18 protein-coding genes are annotated in these 15,848 nt (G+C 71.1%); 13 read left to right on the top strand and 5 right to left on the bottom strand.

Annotated elements, in window-relative coordinates; all coding sequences use genetic code 11:
* Position 1 precedes the first annotated feature (1 nt).
* The 10 genes from paaC to uppS all read left to right on the top strand — a co-directional run bounded on the left by paaC (position 2) and on the right by uppS (position 7,476).
* Positions 2 to 847, top strand: coding sequence for a 1,2-phenylacetyl-CoA epoxidase subunit PaaC (gene paaC / locus BCF44_RS17605; RefSeq protein ID WP_116175359.1), 846 nt, complete (start codon positions 2 to 4; stop codon positions 845 to 847).
* A complete protein-coding gene (paaD, locus tag BCF44_RS17600; RefSeq protein WP_116175358.1) occupies positions 841 to 1,332 on the top strand; it encodes a 1,2-phenylacetyl-CoA epoxidase subunit PaaD in 492 nt (163 codons plus the stop codon). The genes paaC and paaD overlap by 7 nt, the downstream gene beginning before the upstream one ends.
* A complete protein-coding gene (paaE, locus tag BCF44_RS17595) occupies positions 1,333 to 2,385 on the top strand; it encodes a 1,2-phenylacetyl-CoA epoxidase subunit PaaE (protein WP_116175357.1) in 1,053 nt (350 codons plus the stop codon). It begins immediately after the preceding gene.
* A gap of 205 nt (positions 2,386 to 2,590) precedes the next feature.
* Positions 2,591 to 3,163 carry a phosphatase PAP2 family protein gene (locus BCF44_RS17590; protein ID WP_116175356.1) on the top strand — a complete coding sequence of 191 codons (573 nt, stop codon included), beginning with the start codon at positions 2,591 to 2,593 and terminating at the stop codon, positions 3,161 to 3,163.
* A gap of 43 nt (positions 3,164 to 3,206) precedes the next feature.
* Positions 3,207 to 3,806 carry an ESX secretion-associated protein EspG gene (locus tag BCF44_RS17585; RefSeq protein ID WP_170217585.1) on the top strand — a complete coding sequence of 200 codons (600 nt, stop codon included), beginning with the start codon at positions 3,207 to 3,209 and terminating at the stop codon, positions 3,804 to 3,806.
* A 14-nt stretch (positions 3,807 to 3,820) separates the two neighbouring features.
* Positions 3,821 to 4,591, top strand: coding sequence for a siderophore-interacting protein (locus BCF44_RS17580; RefSeq protein ID WP_116175354.1), 771 nt, complete (start codon positions 3,821 to 3,823; stop codon positions 4,589 to 4,591).
* 76 nt (positions 4,592 to 4,667) lie between these two features.
* Positions 4,668 to 5,567, top strand: a complete 900-nt coding sequence (locus tag BCF44_RS17575; RefSeq protein ID WP_116175353.1) for an ABC transporter ATP-binding protein — start codon at positions 4,668 to 4,670, stop codon at positions 5,565 to 5,567.
* Positions 5,564 to 6,400: an ABC transporter permease gene (locus tag BCF44_RS17570; RefSeq protein ID WP_116175352.1), complete on the top strand. Its 837-nt coding sequence runs from the start codon at positions 5,564 to 5,566 to the stop codon at positions 6,398 to 6,400. The genes BCF44_RS17575 and BCF44_RS17570 overlap by 4 nt, the downstream gene beginning before the upstream one ends.
* A 7-nt stretch (positions 6,401 to 6,407) precedes the next feature.
* Positions 6,408 to 6,647, top strand: coding sequence for a helix-turn-helix transcriptional regulator (locus tag BCF44_RS17565; protein WP_116175351.1), 240 nt, complete (start codon positions 6,408 to 6,410; stop codon positions 6,645 to 6,647).
* Between the two features lie 55 nt (positions 6,648 to 6,702).
* Positions 6,703 to 7,476 carry a polyprenyl diphosphate synthase gene (gene uppS / locus BCF44_RS17560; protein ID WP_116175350.1) on the top strand — a complete coding sequence of 258 codons (774 nt, stop codon included), beginning with the start codon at positions 6,703 to 6,705 and terminating at the stop codon, positions 7,474 to 7,476.
* On the opposite strand, the gene BCF44_RS17555 is transcribed toward uppS, so the two are convergent.
* The 3 genes from BCF44_RS17555 to BCF44_RS17545 are packed head-to-tail and all read right to left on the bottom strand — an operon-like array spanning position 7,473 to position 9,075.
* A complete protein-coding gene (locus BCF44_RS17555) occupies positions 7,473 to 8,258 on the bottom strand; it encodes a M56 family metallopeptidase (protein ID WP_116175349.1) in 786 nt (261 codons plus the stop codon). The two genes, uppS and BCF44_RS17555, sit on opposite strands and share 4 nt — an antisense overlap.
* Positions 8,251 to 8,604 (bottom strand): BlaI/MecI/CopY family transcriptional regulator, encoded by a 354-nt coding sequence (locus tag BCF44_RS17550; RefSeq protein ID WP_379798646.1) that lies wholly within the window; start codon positions 8,602 to 8,604, stop codon positions 8,251 to 8,253. Before BCF44_RS17550 ends, BCF44_RS17555 begins: the two co-directional genes overlap by 8 nt.
* 33 nt (positions 8,605 to 8,637) lie before the next feature.
* Positions 8,638 to 9,075, bottom strand: a complete 438-nt coding sequence (locus tag BCF44_RS17545) for a MarR family winged helix-turn-helix transcriptional regulator (RefSeq protein ID WP_116175347.1) — start codon at positions 9,073 to 9,075, stop codon at positions 8,638 to 8,640.
* A gap of 127 nt (positions 9,076 to 9,202) precedes the next feature.
* Here BCF44_RS17545 and BCF44_RS17540 point away from each other — a divergent pair, with 127 nt between their 5' ends.
* Positions 9,203 to 10,432 carry an MFS transporter gene (locus tag BCF44_RS17540; protein WP_116175346.1) on the top strand — a complete coding sequence of 410 codons (1,230 nt, stop codon included), beginning with the start codon at positions 9,203 to 9,205 and terminating at the stop codon, positions 10,430 to 10,432.
* On the opposite strand, the gene BCF44_RS17535 is transcribed toward BCF44_RS17540, so the two are convergent.
* Both BCF44_RS17535 and BCF44_RS17530 read right to left on the bottom strand, forming a co-directional pair.
* Positions 10,342 to 10,770, bottom strand: a complete 429-nt coding sequence (locus tag BCF44_RS17535; RefSeq protein ID WP_116175345.1) for a hypothetical protein — start codon at positions 10,768 to 10,770, stop codon at positions 10,342 to 10,344. The genes BCF44_RS17540 and BCF44_RS17535 overlap by 91 nt on opposite strands.
* A complete protein-coding gene (locus BCF44_RS17530; protein WP_342775609.1) occupies positions 10,767 to 12,404 on the bottom strand; it encodes a PHP domain-containing protein in 1,638 nt (545 codons plus the stop codon). The genes BCF44_RS17535 and BCF44_RS17530 overlap by 4 nt, the downstream gene beginning before the upstream one ends.
* 122 nt (positions 12,405 to 12,526) lie before the next feature.
* Between BCF44_RS17530 and BCF44_RS17525 the strand changes: the two genes are divergently transcribed.
* The gene (locus BCF44_RS17525; RefSeq protein ID WP_116175344.1) at positions 12,527 to 13,276 is read left to right on the top strand and encodes a DUF742 domain-containing protein; all 750 of its coding nucleotides are present in this window, start codon (positions 12,527 to 12,529) and stop codon (positions 13,274 to 13,276) included.
* 100 nt (positions 13,277 to 13,376) lie between these two features.
* Positions 13,377 to 15,848 carry a glycoside hydrolase family 3 protein gene (locus tag BCF44_RS17520; RefSeq protein ID WP_116175343.1) on the top strand — a complete coding sequence of 824 codons (2,472 nt, stop codon included), beginning with the start codon at positions 13,377 to 13,379 and terminating at the stop codon, positions 15,846 to 15,848.

The following is a 15,848-nucleotide window of genomic DNA, read 5'->3' as shown; positions in this document are numbered from 1 at the left end:
CATGTTCGACAACGCTTACGAGGCCCTGAGTTCCGAGGGCGACGCTCGCTGGGCCTTCGGCACCGGCTTCGCCGACCCACTGTCCGGTGTGGACACGACGGTGCCGGCCGACGTGGACGCCTCGGCGCTGGCGGCGTACTGCCTGATGCTGGCCGATGACGCTTTGGTGATGTCGCACCGGTTGCAGGAGTGGTGCACGCGGGCGCCGGAGCTGGAGGACGAGGTCGCGCTGGCCAACATCGGCCTGGACCTGTTGGGGCAGGCCAGGTTGCTGCTGACCCGGGCCGGCAAGGCCGACGGCACCGACCGTTCCGACGACGACTTCGCGTTCCTGCGGGAGGCCGACGACTTCCGGAACGTGCGGCTGGTGGAGCTCGACAACGGCGACTTCGCGTTCTCCATGGCACGGCTGCTGGTCTTCACCACGTGGCGGCTGGCGGTGTTGCAGCGCCTGGTGATGTCGCCGGATCCGGTGCTGGCGGCGATTGCCGCCAAGGGCGTCAAGGAGGTCACCTACCACCGCGACTATGCGGCGCAGTGGGTGGTCCGGCTCGGCGATGGCACGGAGTTGTCGCATGAGCGCATGCAGGCCGGCTTGGACGCGGTGTGGCCGTACGTGGGGGAGTTGTTCGCCGGGCACCCGTCGGAGCTCGTCGATCCCGCCTCGGTGCGTGACGAGTTCGACGCCGTGATCACGCAGGTGCTGGACGCGGCCGGCCTCGCCCGGCCGGAATCCGTTGGCGTTCAGGAGCTTCTTGGTCGCGACGGTTCGCACACCTCGTCCTTGGTGGAGCTGTTGGCTGTGATGCAGAGCGTCGCGCGGGCCCATCCGGGTGCGACATGGTGACCGCACAGGCCGTCGCCGAGACCGTGACGGATCCCGAGCTGCCGATGCTCACGCTGGCGGAGCTCGGGGTGCTGCGGTCCGTCGAGGACAACGGGGACCGGGTCGTCGTGGCCATCACGCCGACCTACACCGGTTGTCCCGCGATGGATGCCATGCGCGACGACCTCGATCACCGGCTGCGCGAGGCCGGCTACCGGGACGTGGAGATCAAGGTCGTGCTGGAGCCGGCCTGGACGACCGACTGGATCACCGACTCGGGCCGTCGGAAGCTGGCCGAGGCCGGCATCGCGCCGCCGGGAGCCGCACCGCGTAAACACGACGGCCCGATTCCGCTGACACTGGGGCCTTCCGTGCGGGTGGTTTCCTGCCCGCGCTGCGGAAGTGCCGACACCGTCGAGGTTTCCGGGTTCAGCGCCACCGCGTGCAAGGCGTTGCGCCGGTGCCGGGCCTGCGCCGAACCGTTCGAGCACGTCAAGGAGATCTGAGTGGCTACCACGTTTCACGCGCTCACGGTGTCCGAAGTGGACCGACTGTGCGACGACGCCGTCGCCGTCACGTTCGACGTTCCCGGCGATCTGGCCGACCTGTACGCGTTCCGGCCCGGTCAGTCGCTGACCTTGCGCCGGGAGATCGACGGCCGCGAGGAGCGCCGGTCGTACTCGATCTGCGCCCCGGCCGGCGCGAAGCCGCGGATCGGCGTGCGGGAGGTGCCCGGCGGCGCTTTCTCGCCGTGGCTGGTGCACGAGGTGCGGCCCGGTGACCGGATCGAGGTGCTGCCGCCGACCGGCTCGTTCAGCCCCGACCTCGATGTGCCGGGCCATCACGTGCTGATCGCCGCCGGCAGCGGCATCACGCCGATCCTGTCCATCGCCTCGTCCGTGCTGGCCAAGTCGTCGGCGACGCTGCTCTACGGCAACCGGCGCACCGACACCGTGATGTTCGCCGACGAGCTCGCCGACCTCAAGGACGCCAACCGCGAGCACCTCGACCTCGTGCACGTGCTGTCGCGCGAGCCCCGGGAGGCCGAGCTGTTCAGCGGCCGGCTCGACGCCGACAAGCTGCGGACGCTGCTGCCCGCGCTGCTCGACGTCGCCGGGGTTGATCACTGGTGGCTGTGCGGGCCGTACGGCATGGTCACCGATGCGCAGGCCGTGCTGACCGAGCTCGGCGTGCCCCGGGAGCGGGTGCACCAGGAGCTGTTCTTCGTCGACGACCTGCCGCCGGAGCCCGTCCGGCACGCCGAGCCCGGCGTCGAGGGCCCGAGCTCCGCGGTGAAGGTGCAGCTCGACGGCCGGACCACCGATGTCACGCTGCCGCGGGACGTCACCATCCTCGAGGGTGCGCAGCGGGTTCGCCCCGACCTGCCGTTCGCGTGCAAGGGCGGCGTGTGCGGCACGTGCCGGGCCAAGGTCCTCACCGGCGACGTCGACATGCGCCGCAACTTCGCCCTGGAACCCGCCGAGGTCGCCGCCGGCTTCGTGCTCACCTGCCAGTCGTTCGCGGCCTCCGACCAGGTCACCGTCGACTACGACGCCTGACTGAGCAGCCCCCGAATCAAGCCTGGCGAGGTGGTCTGACAGACCGGCCGGATCGCGGTCCGCGGCCACTGCGTCCGCCCGGGATTGTCGGTCCCACATGGTTGGATTGATTCGGGGGCTGCCTTCACCGAATGTGTGAGGCCGTTTCACACATTCGGTGTGTCTGTGGGCCGGACTCGCCGGGGTCGTAGTCGATCATGGTGGGGTGAGGCTCGCCAAGGCGGTCAGTGACGTGCTGGACCCGAAGAACGTGGTCGTGGCGGGGCTGGTGCTGATCGGGTGGCGCACGGGCGGCCCGACCGGGCTGGCCTGGGCGCTGCTGGCGGTGGTGTTCGCGGGCGTGGTGCCGGGAGTGGTGATCCGCCTGGGCATCGCCCGCGGCAGCTGGCACGACCCGCACGTCCGGACGAGGCAGGCCCGGCTGGTCGTGATCCCGCTGGTGATGGTGTCGGTCGGCGGCTGCATCGTCCTGTTCGCACTGCTGGGCGCGCCGCCGATCCTGGTGGGGGCCCTGATCGCGATGATGACGGTGCTGGTGCCGCTGTTCCTGGTCACCCTGGCGTGGAAGGTGAGCGTGCACGCGGCGGTCGGCAGCAGCGCGGTGACAGCGTTCATGGCGCTGCTGAGCCCGTGGTGGGTGCTGGGCTTCGCGGCGGTGGCTGCGGTCGGCTGGTCGAGGGTCGCGCTGCGTGAGCACACGGTCGCACAGACGATCGTCGGCGCGTTGATCGGAGTCGTGTCGACGGCCGCCGCGATCCTCCTCCTTGGACAGCAGTGAAAAGTCACGGTCGGAGACGGCCCGTTGTGCCACCATGGCCGCCGTGGGACTGGAGTGCACCTTCGTCGAACTGGACGTGGTGGGGGAGGCGCTGGGGCTCGCGCTGCGCCGATTCCCTTTCACATTCCCGTACTTCGGCAACGGCATCAACCGCTCGGCGCTGCGCGCCCAGGTCGGCGCCAGCCTGGCCGGGCGAGGTCTGTTGCGGGGCAACAGGTTCACGCCGGAGCTGCACGACACGGTGACGCTTTTCGGCACCGGGCGGCCGACGATCGGCCTGCTCGGCATGACCGGCGAGCGGCAGCTGACCGCGCTCGGGGTGTTCGGCGCCGACCGCGGCCTGATCGCGGTGGGCAGCGGCGAGGGCATCCGCTTCGACTTCGTGCCGCGCGATCGGATCGTGCCGGCGCTCGTGGCACGCCTGCCGACCATGGCCGCCGCGCCCGCCGGCACGCCGGTGGGGCGGGAGCGGCTCGGCGGCGGCTCGTTCCTGATCGACGGCGAGTCGATCGGCTGGGTGGACACCGACGGGGGCCGCTACCTGGCCGTCACGAGCCGGGGCGGTGACGGTCGGGCCCGGATGGACTACTCGCCGGGCGATCCGGTGGCACTGGAGCGGCGACTGAGGACGGCATTAGCTTAGGCTAACCTAAGCAAATGTCGACGCAGTACAAGCTGGTCACGGTCACGCGCGTGCGCCAGGTCTCGCCGCGCACCCGGCGGCTCACCTTCGGCGGCCCGGAGCTGGCCGACTTCACCTCGGTGGCGCCGGATCAGCAGGTCAAGCTCTTCTTCGGCCGCAACGGCGAGGCGCGGCCATGGGTGCCGCAGCCGCCCGCCGACGGCGACACCATGCGGTGGTACCAGGCCTATCTCGACGTGCCGGAAGAGCGCCGCCCGTGGATGCGGGCGTACTCCGTGCGGGCCCACCGTGCCGACGACGCCGAGATCGACATCGACTTCCTCATGCACGATGTCGACGGCCCGGCGACGCGCTGGGCCGCCGCCGCGGAGCCGGGTGACGTCGTCGGTCTGCTCGGTCCGACCCGGAGTCACCTCGTCACGCCCGGTCCGTACGACTGGCAGCTGTTCGCCGGCGACCAGAGCGCGCTGCCGGCGATCGCCGCGTCGCTGGCGCAGCTGCCGGTAGGCGCGAAAGCGTTGGCGTACATAGAGATTGCCGACGAGCGCGAGGTGCAGGACCTGTCCAGTTCCGCCGAGATCGAGGTCCGCTGGGTCCACAATGGACTCCTCGACGCGGTCCGCGCCGCCGAATTCCCTGACGGGGCCGTCTATGCGTGGCTGGCGGGTGAGGCGTACCTGGTGCGCTCGCTGCGCCGACACCTCGTCGGCGACCGCGGCGTGCCCAGGCACATGATCGCCTTCGCCGGCTACTGGCGCGTCGACGCCACCCACGATCAGCTCTGAACCTGTCGCACCCCTTCCTCGGTGTGTAGTAGGTCTGCTACATTTCATTCCAGACGTAGGACAGGGGGAGGGGTTCATGAGCGTTCTCGACGTTCGTGACCTGCGGATGCGCTACGGCTCGACCGATGTGCTGACCGGGGTCACGTTCCAGGCCCACCGGGGGGAGGTGCTCGCCCTGCTCGGACCGAACGGGGCGGGCAAGACCACGACGATCGAGATCCTGGAGGGATTCAGGATTCGCTCGGCCGGCGAGGTCGGCGTGCTGGGTGTGGACCCGGCGCGCGGCGATGAGAAGTGGCGCGCCAGGCTGGGCATCGTGCTCCAGTCCTGGCGCGACCACCGCAACTGGCAGGTGCGCGAACTGCTGGCGCACCTCGCCTCGTACTACGAGCCGTACCGCACGCCGTGGCCCGCGGACGAGCTCATCGAGCGGGTCGGCCTCACCGAGCACGCGAACCAGCGGATCGGCCGGCTCTCCGGCGGCCAGCGGCGTCGCCTGGACGTGGCCGTCGGCATCGTCGGACGGCCCGAGCTGCTGTTCCTGGACGAGCCGACCGCCGGCTTCGATCCCGAGGCCCGGCGCGAGTTCCACGACCTGGTGCACCAGCTCGTCGACTTCGAGGACACCACGGTCCTGCTCACCACGCACGATCTCGACGAGGCCGAGAAGCTCGCGGACCGGATCCTGATCCTGGCCGGCGGCCGGGTGATCGCCGACGGCTCCGCGGACGCCTTGTCGCGGCGGGTGAACGCCGCCGCCGAGGTGCGGTGGGCCCGCGGCGGCGAGCGGTTCGTGCACTCCAGCACCGAGTCGGCGGCGTTCGTGCGGGAGCTGTTCGCCCAGTACGGGGAGGAGATCTCCGACGTCGAGGTCCGCCGGGCCAGCCTGGAGGACACCTACATGGCGCTGGTGCGAGGCGTCGAGTCCGGCGCCGGCGAGGCCGCCGTGCGCGAGTTCGAGGGGGTGACCCGGTGAGCGCGATCAGGATCGGCCTGGCCAGCGGCCGGATCGAGTTGCGGCACGTCTTCACCACGCCGACGGAACTCGCCTCGTTCTTCCTGCCGGGGCTGGTCTTCATGGTCGTGTTGACGTTCCTGCGCTCCGTGCCGGTGAGCGGGGGCGGACTGTCCTACGGCGCCCTCATGCTGGCCAGCATGATCGGCTCCGGGCTGTTGACGATGGGCATGACGCTGATGACCTCGTCGCTGGCGGCCGATCGGGAGGACGGCGGGCTGCTGCGGGCCAAGGCGCTGCCCAACGGCATGACGGCCTACCTCATCGGCAAGACGGTGCTGGTCTCCGGGGCCACCCTGAGCACCGCGTTGATCATGCTGGTGTACGCGCTGCTGCTGTTCGACGTGACGCCGCCCGGCCCGGGCGGGTGGCTGGTGCTCGTCCTGGTGCTGCTGGTCGGGCTGGTGGCCACCCTGCTGATCGGCGCCGTGCTGGGAGCGCTGTTCCCCAACCCGCGAGTGGCCGCGGTGATCTCCATCCCGATGCTGGCGTTGACGGCCATCTCCGGCATCCTGTTCCCGATCACCGTGCTGCCGGCGTGGGTGCAGTGGATCGCGCAGGTGTTCCCGATGTACTGGCTGGGCCTGGGGGTGCGCTCCTCGCTGCTGCCCGATTCCGCGCTCGCGGTGGAGATCGGGCACTCCTGGCGGACCTGGGAGACGTTCGGGGTGCTGGGCGCCTGGGTCGTGCTCGGCCTCCTGCTCGCGCCGCCGGTGTTGCGCCGGATGGCCCGGCGGGCGTCCGGCACCACGGTGTCGGTCCAGCCGGAGAAGGCGAAACTGCGGAGTGGGTGAGTCACGGATGAACGAGACGGTGCACAACCGCATCGCCATGCTGCGGGCCGAGCGGGGCATCAGCCGCCGGCAGCTCGCCGAGGCGCTGGGCGTGCACTACCAGACCGTCGGCTATCTGGAGCGCGGCGAGTACAGCGCCAGCCTCTACCTGGCGCTGCGCATCGCCGAGTACTTCGAGGTGCCGGTGGAGGTCGTCTTCTCCACCTCGCCGTTCCCCCGTATCGGCAGCGCGGAGCGGCCCGCGTAGGAACCCGCACAACTCCTTCGCGGGATCTCCACACCCGCGTGGTGAGGTGGGGCGTATGGCTTCCTGGCTCACCGGACCGCTCTACGCCCTTTACACCCGCCGCCTGCGGACACGAGTGGCGCAAGGCCCGGTGCCGCGGCACGTGGGGCTGATCATGGACGGCAACCGCCGGTGGGCCCGGCAGATGGGGATGGCGTCGCCGAGCCTGGGGCATCGGTACGGGGCGGAGCACGTGGACCACGTGCTGGAGTGGTGCCGGGCAACAGGAATCGAGCACGTGACGGTGTTCGTGTGCTCCACCGAGAACCTCCAGCGGCGGGACGACGCGGAGGTCGGGTACCTGATGGGCGTCATCGAGGACGTGGTGGCGGACCGGCTGACCAGGTCGAATGATCACTGGCGGGTGCACATCGCGGGCAGCCTGGACGTGCTGCCGGACAGCACGGCGCACGCGCTGAAGCGGGCGGTGGACGTGACCAGGGACCGAGAAGGCGGGCACATCACGCTGGCGGTGGGGTACGGGGGCCGGCAGGAACTGGTCGACGCGGTCCGGGAACACCTGTGCGCCAACGCGGACCGGGATCCCCGGGACATCGCGGCGGAGCTGACGATGGACGACATCACGGGGCGGCTGCACACGGCCGGCCGCCCCGATCCGGATCTGGTGATCCGGACCAGCGGCGAGCAGCGCATGTCGAACTTCCTGCTCTGGCAGAGCGCGTACGCGGAGCTGTACTTCTGCGAGGCGTACTGGCCGGCCTTCCGCGAGGTCGATTTCCTCCGGGCGCTGAGGAACTACGCCCAGCGGCAGCGCCGGCACGGGGCCTAGAGCAGTTGCCAGAGGTCGAGAACCGCCTCGCCGGCCTCGGCCAGCACGAAGGCCGCGAGCAGCAGCGCCAGGAGCGCGAGGACGCGGTACCGGGGTTGGGCCGGGGTGAGCAGGGCGGCGACGCGCTGCGGCACGGGACCGGCGGAGATGCCAAGGGCGGCAACGGAAAGCCGGGACTGGCGGGCAGCCAGCGCGGCGGTGGCGACGGCACGGGCGGTGAGCACACGGTCACCGGTCGCCGCCGCGGCGACCTCGTCGGCCCAACGCTCCACTGTGTACCGAACGGCGGCGCGCAGCGGCCACAGCAGCGGCTGGGCGGCGCTGGCGAGGTCGACGACCAGCACGAATCGGTGGTGGCGCAAGGAAACGTGGGCCCGCTCGTGGGCGAGGAGCGCCCGTCGCTGGTCGGCCCCCAGCGCCCGGACCATGCCGCGGGACACGACGACGCCGCCGGGCAGGGCATAGGCCAGCGGCTCGTCGTCGGGCAGGATGGCCAGCCCGTCAACGTGAACCTGCCACGCGCGGCGCCGGTGCCACGCGGCGGCGCCGGCGGAAACCAGGGCCGTCACGAACAAAGCGCCGAACACGGTGCCGAGGAGGGGGGAACCGTCCATCCAGGACTCCACTGCCTCGACGGCCAGCGTGACGGTGCTGGACAGCGCCAGCAGCGCCGAGACCACGGCGATCAGCCAGCTCGTCGGCCGCGGCTGCCACGACCGGCAGTAGACCAACGCCCAGGCCAGCATCGGCGCCAGCAGCGGCACCAGCGCGCCGTCATCCATCCGAGTCCGCGAGCAACTGTCGCAGCAGCACTTCGTCCTCCTCACTGAGATCGGTCACGAACCGGGCCAGCACGGTGTGCCGGTCCGGCTCGGCGTCGAGGAGCTTACGCATCCGGCCGGCCGCGATCCCGGGTTCGTCCTGCACTGGGGAGTAGGCGTACGCCCTACCTTGCCTCTCCCGTGCAGCCACGCCCTTCTCGTGCAGTCTGGACAGGATGGTCACGACGGTCGTGTACGCCAGCGTGCCGCCGAGCTCGGCCTGCACCTGGGCAGGCGTCATCGCGCCGTCGGCCGCCCACAACGCCGCCAGCACCTCGGACTCGAGCTCTCCGGATCTGCGCCGCACCAGGACAATCTACGGCGCACGGTCACGATCTACCTATGACCTGCCCGAGAGGGCACGCACGAGCGGCGCGAACTCCGGGTTCTGCTCGGCCTCGGCCAGGGCCCGCTCCAGCTCCGCGTCGTTGACGGGGCGGGCGGCCTCGAGCAGCGCGAACCCGGCCTCGGTGACCTCGGTGTAGATGCCCCGGCGGTCGGTCGGGCACAGGTACCGCCGCAGCAGCCCGCGGTCCTCGAGCCGGTTGACGAGCCGGGTGGTGGCGGACTGGCTGAGCACCACCGCGTCGGCCAGCTGGTTCATCCGCAGGTGGTGCTCCTGCTGCCCGGACAGTGTGAGCAGCACGCTGTACTCCCGCACGGACAGCTCGTGCGACGCCTGGAGCGCGCGCTCCAGCCGGTCCTCGATGCGGTTGTGCAGGGCCGCCAGCGTGCACCAGCCCTGCGCGCGCCGGACGTCCTCGTCGGCCAGTGTCACGGCTCACTCCTCCTCGGCTTGCCTGCATCGACTTGCCCGGGGCATCGTTGCATGCAACATTATCAAGCGTATGCAACTATTGTGGAAGCCTGTTACTCCGGAGTCTACTGGGGAAGGACCATCCGACATGCCTCTCGCCCTGCTCGCCCTGGCGGTCAGCGCATTCGGCATCGGCACGACCGAGTTCGTCATCATGGGCCTGCTGCCGGAGGTCGCCGCCGACCTCCACGTGACCATCCCGACCGCGGGCCTGCTGATCTCCGGCTACGCCCTGGGCGTGGTCGTCGGCGGCCCGCTGCTCACCGTGGCCGGCAACCGGATCCCGCGCAAGAACCTGCTGGTCGGCCTGATGGCGCTGTTCATCGCCGGCAACCTGATCTCGGCGCTGGCCCACAGCTACGCCCTGCTGCTGACGGGCCGCGTGGTCGCGGCGCTGGCGCACGGCGCGTTCTTCGGCGTCGGCTCGGTCGTCGCGGCGAGCCTGGTCGCGCCGGCCAAGCAGGCCAGCGCCATCGCGCTGATGTTCACGGGCCTGACCGTGGCCAACGTGCTCGGGGTGCCCGGCGGCACCGCGCTGGGCCAGGCGTTCGGCTGGCGCTCGACGTTCTGGGCGGTGACCGCGCTCGGCGTGCTCGGCCTGATCGGCGTCGCGACGCTGGTGCCGCGGCAGCCGTTGGAACCCGGCCGCAGCCTGCGCGGCGAGCTGGCGGTGTTCAAGCGCCCGCAGGTGCTGCTCGCGCTGGCCATGACCGCGCTGGGCTTCGGCGCCGTGTTCGCCGCCTTCACGTACATCGCGCCGATGATGACCCAGGTCGCGGGCTTCTCCGACGGCGCGGTCACCTGGCTGCTGGTGCTGTTCGGCGTCGGCCTGGTGATCGGCAACCTGATCGGCGGCAAGGCGGCGGACCGCCGGCTGATGCCCAGCCTGTACGTCATCCTCGCCGCGCTGGCCGCGATCCTGGTGGTCTTCGCCTTCACGGCACACGCCCAGATCCCGGCGGCGATCACCCTCGTCCTGTTCGGCACCATCGGTTTCGCCACCGTTCCCGGTTTCCAGACGAGGGTGATGCAGCAGGCCGATGGCGCGCCGGCGCTGGCGTCGACGGCGAACATCGCCGCCTTCAACCTCGGCAACGCCTTCGGCGCCTGGCTGGGCGGCCTCGCGATCACCACCGGCCTGGGCTACACCGCGCCGAGCTGGATCGGCGCGGCGCTCGCCCTGGGCGGCCTCGCCGTCGCGGTGATCTCCGGTCTGCTGGAACGCCGTCAGCAGACGTGGCCGCCCTCGACCTCCAACGGCACGACCGTGCCGGCCGAAGCCGGCGTGACGTGCAGCGTGAGCAGCCCGTCGGCGTAGACCGGCCGCACGTAGTCCCGGGTGTCGACGACCGTGTCGTCGGTGACGGTGCAGCCGACACCAACCACGCGATCAACGGCGCTGGATGCAACGAGATCCCGCACTGGTAGCGCGCCGCGCAGCGCGTCCTGGCCGGGGAACCGGAACGCCCGGCCGCCCTCGGGGTCCCGAAGTTCCTCGAAGTCGGCCTCGGCCAGCTCGAACGACACCGCGTGGTGCGGGGACGGCTCCCGCACCACGTGCGTGCACAACAGGACCGCCGACGGCGCGAGGTCGAGCGCGAAGTGCTCGGCCTCGTGCCGATCGCGGTGTCCACCGTCGACGGTGTACAGAGTCACCGGACGTCCACGAAGATCGGGTTCGAGTACGTCCAGAGGTCGCTCCACGGGTCCACGCCGCCGGCCGGGTCCATTCGCGGCTCGATCGAGCCGTCCGCGTGCACGTTGCCGTCGGTTCCGCGCAGCCGCACGTAGAACGGGTCGCGCACGTTGCGGAAGGTGTGCTGGAAGACCGCCACGTTTCCGCGCCGGGTGTCGAACGACTGCGCCACCTTCACGCTGGGCGTGGCGAACGTGTCGCGATCGGCCACCGGGCCGGTGACCATGCCCTGGATCAGGTCCATCCGCGCCAGGCGCGGGATGCTACCGCCGGCGTTGGGCCGGGTCGCCAGCCGCGCCACGATCAGCACCGTCACGTTGCCGCCGCACCGCACCGACGTCCGCCCGCCGAGTGTCACCGGCCAGCCGCCCTCGTCGGAGAACACTGTCACCTCGAGGCCGGCCAGCAGTCCGCCCATCGCCACCCAGACCCGGCCGTTGCGGATGCCGTCCATCACCGCGCGGTAGCTGCGGTCGGTCGCGCCGACGACCGTCCGCGAGTACTGGCCCGGCCAGAAGTCGGCCCAGCTGTGCCGGACGCCGCTGTCGACCGGGTCCAGGTGCTTGCCGGTGGAGTTGTAGTCGGAATCCGGCGACGCGTTGGTCAGCGTGTCGCCGAAGTTCCGGTGCGAGTCGGAGTTGGACGTGATCCACCAGCCCTTGCCCTCGGCCAGCATCGAGTCCCACAGGCCGCCAAGCTTGGCCGTCATCCAGTCGAAGCCGCCATGTGTCCGGTACAGCTCCAGCGGATAGCCCGGCCACGAGTCGACGCCGGGGCTGTTGGAGTAGCCGCCGCGGGCCGCGCCGTTGCCGCCCAGCGCCACGGGCGTGCTGTCGGCCTGCGCGCCGGGGGAGCCCTCCATGCCGACGGCGATGTGCGGGGCGGTGTCACGCCAGTTGCGCAGCTCGTGCGGCGACAGCCGGCCGTTGCGGGACGGGTGGTTGGCCAGGAACAGCGCCGAGTTGATCTTGCCGCTGCGCACCTGCTGGTCCAGCCACTTCAGCCCCTGGACGGCGATCGCCTCGTTGGCCGGCGAGCTCGGGTTGGTGCCGTTGACGTTGCCGTCGAAGAGCTGCTCGAACGTCTGGAGCATCTGCGCCTCGTCGCGGGTGCAGTCGAAGAACACCGTCGCGTGCTCGGCCGCCGGCGTGTTCCACTCCAGGCCCTGCCAGAGCAGCAGCCCGCGGTGCCGCCGCCGGGAGGCCAGCACGTCGGCGTAGGTCTGCTGCACCGCGTACTTCTCGTGGGCCAGGTAGCCGTGGTCGGTGATGACCATCCAGTCCAGGCCGTTGCGCACGCCGCCGGACACCTGCTGCTCGACCGTGTACATGGCGTCGTTGGAGTACTGGGTGTGGATGTGGTGGTCGCCGGCCAGCCACTGGTAGCGGCCCGGGCTGTCCCAGGTGCTCGCCGACGCGGTGCCGGCGGTCAGCGCGCCGCCGCCGGCGACCGCGGCGCCGAGCAGGCCGGCGTTGCGCAGGAACCGCCGCCGGCTCACGTCCAGCGGACGGAGCTCGCGCTCGGGAACCGACAGGTCGGCGTACTCCGGCGTGTCGCCGTCATGGTGGTGATGATGGTGATGGTGTCCGTGCACGGCCGGAAGCTAGGTGCCGGAGATGGCCGCCGCGTGTCCGCAGCCTGAACTCGGGGCGGTTCACCTGGAACGAACAGAGTCGCAACATCACCGACACGTTCGGAACCGGTCACGGTCCTAGGGTGGCCGACGTGGTGGAGGTCGGTCGGACCGGGGCTCGCTTCGGATCGTCGCGCAACCGCACACGCTGGAACGACGTTGTACCGGACGTGGAGCAGCCCGAACCGGGAGAAGCCGGTCACGACGAGCCGGCGCACGCGTTGGCCCCCGAGGTGGGACGGACCGGCGCCCGGTTCGGCTCGGCCAAGGCCCGGCGCTACCGCTGGCAGCGCGACGACGAGGACGACGACGGGCCCGTCGAGGTCGAGCATGAGCCGGCGCCCGAGGTGGGCCGCACCGGGGCGCGCTTCGGGTCGTCCCGACGCAACCGCGCCGAACCGGCCGACACGGGCGAATCCGACGAGCCGGCGAACACCCAGCCGATGCCCGTGCACCCGAAGCCGCTGCCACCCCCGCCGCCGAGGTATCCCGAGGACGACTTAGACGACGACGAGGAACCCAGCTCGCTCGTCCGCCCCTACGCGCGAACCGGCGGCCGGACCGAGGCCAGTCGCGAACTCCGGCTGGAAACACTGATCTCGGTCGAGCGCACGGACGTAGTACTCGTCATGGAACACCGACGGATCGTGGAGATCTGCGAACGCACCAGCTCGGTGGCCGAGGTCGCGGCCGCCCTGCCCGCGCCGCTGGGGGTCGCCCGTGTCCTGATCGACGACCTCATCGAGCTCGGGGTGTTAACGGTGCATACCGGAGACAGCCGCCCCGACGAGGCGCTGCTGGCCCGCGTTCTGGCCGGACTTCGCAGACTGTGACCCATCGGTAACGCTTGACGGTCGTCAGGAAGGCGTGAAAAGTTCTCGCCTACTCCGCCGAACGGAGTCCTGATCGGCCTGCCATCCAGGTGGGTGCCGCTTGCGAGGGGAGGGGGCGACCACGTTCCGTCTCGCCGATACCGGCGCGCAGCAGGAGCCGACGCCGCGCCAGGTGGCCGATGATCTGGTGGCGCTGCTCAGCCTACCGGAGAAGATCGAACTCACTCAGCAGACCCAGCCCGCCCTGCCCCGGCTGGGCCTGCCGGCGGCGGATCTGACGCTGCGGGCCGCCACCGACGGCGTCGAGTCGGACTTCCCGCGGCCGCTGGCCCTGGGCAGCAGCTGGGACCCGGAACTGGTGGCCCGGGTCGGCGCGGCCACGGCCGACGAGATCAGGGCGTCCGGCGGCAGCCTGGTGCGGGAGATCCCGCTGGTCAACCCGACCTACGACCCGCGGCACGCCAACAACGAGCGCGGCTTCGGCGAGGACCCGCTGCTGTGCTCCAAGCTCGGCGCGGTGTTCGCGCTGGGCCTGCGCGGGCCGGAGAAGGTGCACCCGAAGACCGTGCCGGTCGTGCGGCACGTGGACCACCTCGACCGCTGCGCCATGGCGCCGGGCTTCAACCTGCGCGTGTTCAACGAGTACGAGATGCCGGTGTTCCGCGCGGTGTTCGAGACCGGCGGCGCCGCCGGGATCGTGCTGTCGCAGCTGATGATGGAGGAGTACCCGGCGCTGGCCGCCCAGCTGGTGCGGTTCGTGGTGCGGGGCTGGAGCGACGGCGACGCGGCGATCTGGAGCGAGAAGCTGCCCGGCCGGCCGCTGACCGCCGGCGGCCAGGCGCTGGCGCTGCGGCTCGGCGCGGACGGCTTCATGGGCGGCGGCGACACCGTCGAGGCGATCTCCCAGGCGTGCCAACGGGGTGAGGTGACCGAGCCGCTGATCACCGCGGCGGCCCGGCGGATGCTGATGCTGCGCCTGCAACTGCTGGCGTCCAGCGCCGGCCCGGCGAGGGTGGACCGCAGGGGGCATCGCGAGCTCGTCAACCGCGCCGCGCGGGAGTCGATCGTGTTGCTGCGCAACGACGGTCTGCTGCCACTGCTGGTCGGCCCCGGCATGCGGCTGGCGGTCATCGGCCCGCACGGCGACGGCCTCGCGGCCGAGTTGAGCCGCCGGGTCACCGCCCAGTACGTCAGCGGATCGGACCTGGTCACGGTGTCCGGCCGCCAGGGCGAGTTCGAGCTCATCGAATGGCGGCAGGGCCGATTCACACTGGAGTCGGACACCGAGACGATCGAGGCGATCGCCGGTCCCGACGGCACGATGGCCACCCCGGACGGCGAACCGCTGGAGTGGCAACGGGTTTCGCACGGCATCGGCGACGCCGTGGCGCTGGCCCGCGAGGTGGACGTCGTCGTGCTGGCCGTGGGCAGCAATCCCGCGCTGGACAACGGGAACCGCTCAACGCTGGAACTGCCGCCGCAGCAGCACCAGCTCATCCGGGCCGTGCGCGCCGCCAACCCGAACGTGGTGCTGGTGGTGCGCAGCGACTACCCGTACGCGCTGCGCTGGGAGGACACCTACCTGCCGGCGATCCTGTGGAGCGCGCACCCGGGCCGGGCGTCGGATCGGGCCACCGCGGACATCCTGTTCGGCGACCAGGCGCCGTCCGGGCGGCTGCCACAGACCTGGTATCGCGCCGACACCGACCTGCCGCCGACCCTGGACTACGACCTGATCCAGGGCAACGGCACGTACATGTACCAGACCACGGAACCGTTGTACCCCTTCGGTCACGGGCTGACGTACACCACGTTCACGTACGAGGAAATGGACCTCAGCGACCGGGTGGTCGATTCCGACGCCAGCGTGACGGTGACGGTTCGGGTGCGCAACAACGGGTTCCGCGACTGCCACGAAGTCGTGCAGCTGTACACGCGGCAGCTCAACTCGCAGGTGCGGCAGCCGCGGAAGGTGTTGCGGGACTTCAGGAAGGTGCTTGTCCCGGCACGATCCGCCGTGACCGTGCGGTTCCGCCTGCGCGCCACCGATCTGTCCTTCTGGGACGTCACGCGCGACCGCTGGGTGGTGGAATCGGCGCTGCACGAGGTTTTCGTCGGCAGCTCGTCGGCGAAACCCGCCACCAGCGCGGTGTTGGACGTGCGCGGCGAGACGCTGCGGCCCCGCACGCTGGCGCGGACCTCGATCAGCTCGCACTCGTACGACGAGTCCATGGGCGTCGGCCTGGTGGACATCTCCAGCGAGGTCGGGCCGGTGGTGTCGGCGGTGAAGGACGGCGCCTGGCTGGGGCTGCTCGGGTACGACGCCAGCGGCTGCCGGTCGTGGAGCGTCACCGCGTCCAACGCCACCGGCGAGCCGGTGCCGGTCGAACTCCGTTGCGGCGCACCGGATGGCCGGCTGCTCGGCACCGTGCTGGTGCCGCCGACGAAGGACCGCCGGCGGTACGCGGTGGCCACGGGGCCGCTGATGCCCGTGGACGAGGTCGCCGACCTGTTCGTGGTGTTCCCCGACCGCGGGCCGTGGATCAACCGGGTGGCCTTCGGCGCGGGCTGA

It is taken from the genome of Kutzneria buriramensis, from assembly GCF_003387475.1.
Classification (GTDB): domain Bacteria; phylum Actinomycetota; class Actinomycetes; order Mycobacteriales; family Pseudonocardiaceae; genus Kutzneria; species Kutzneria buriramensis.
Note: the sequence above shows the minus strand (reverse complement) of the source record. Positions and strands in the feature narration are given on the sequence as shown.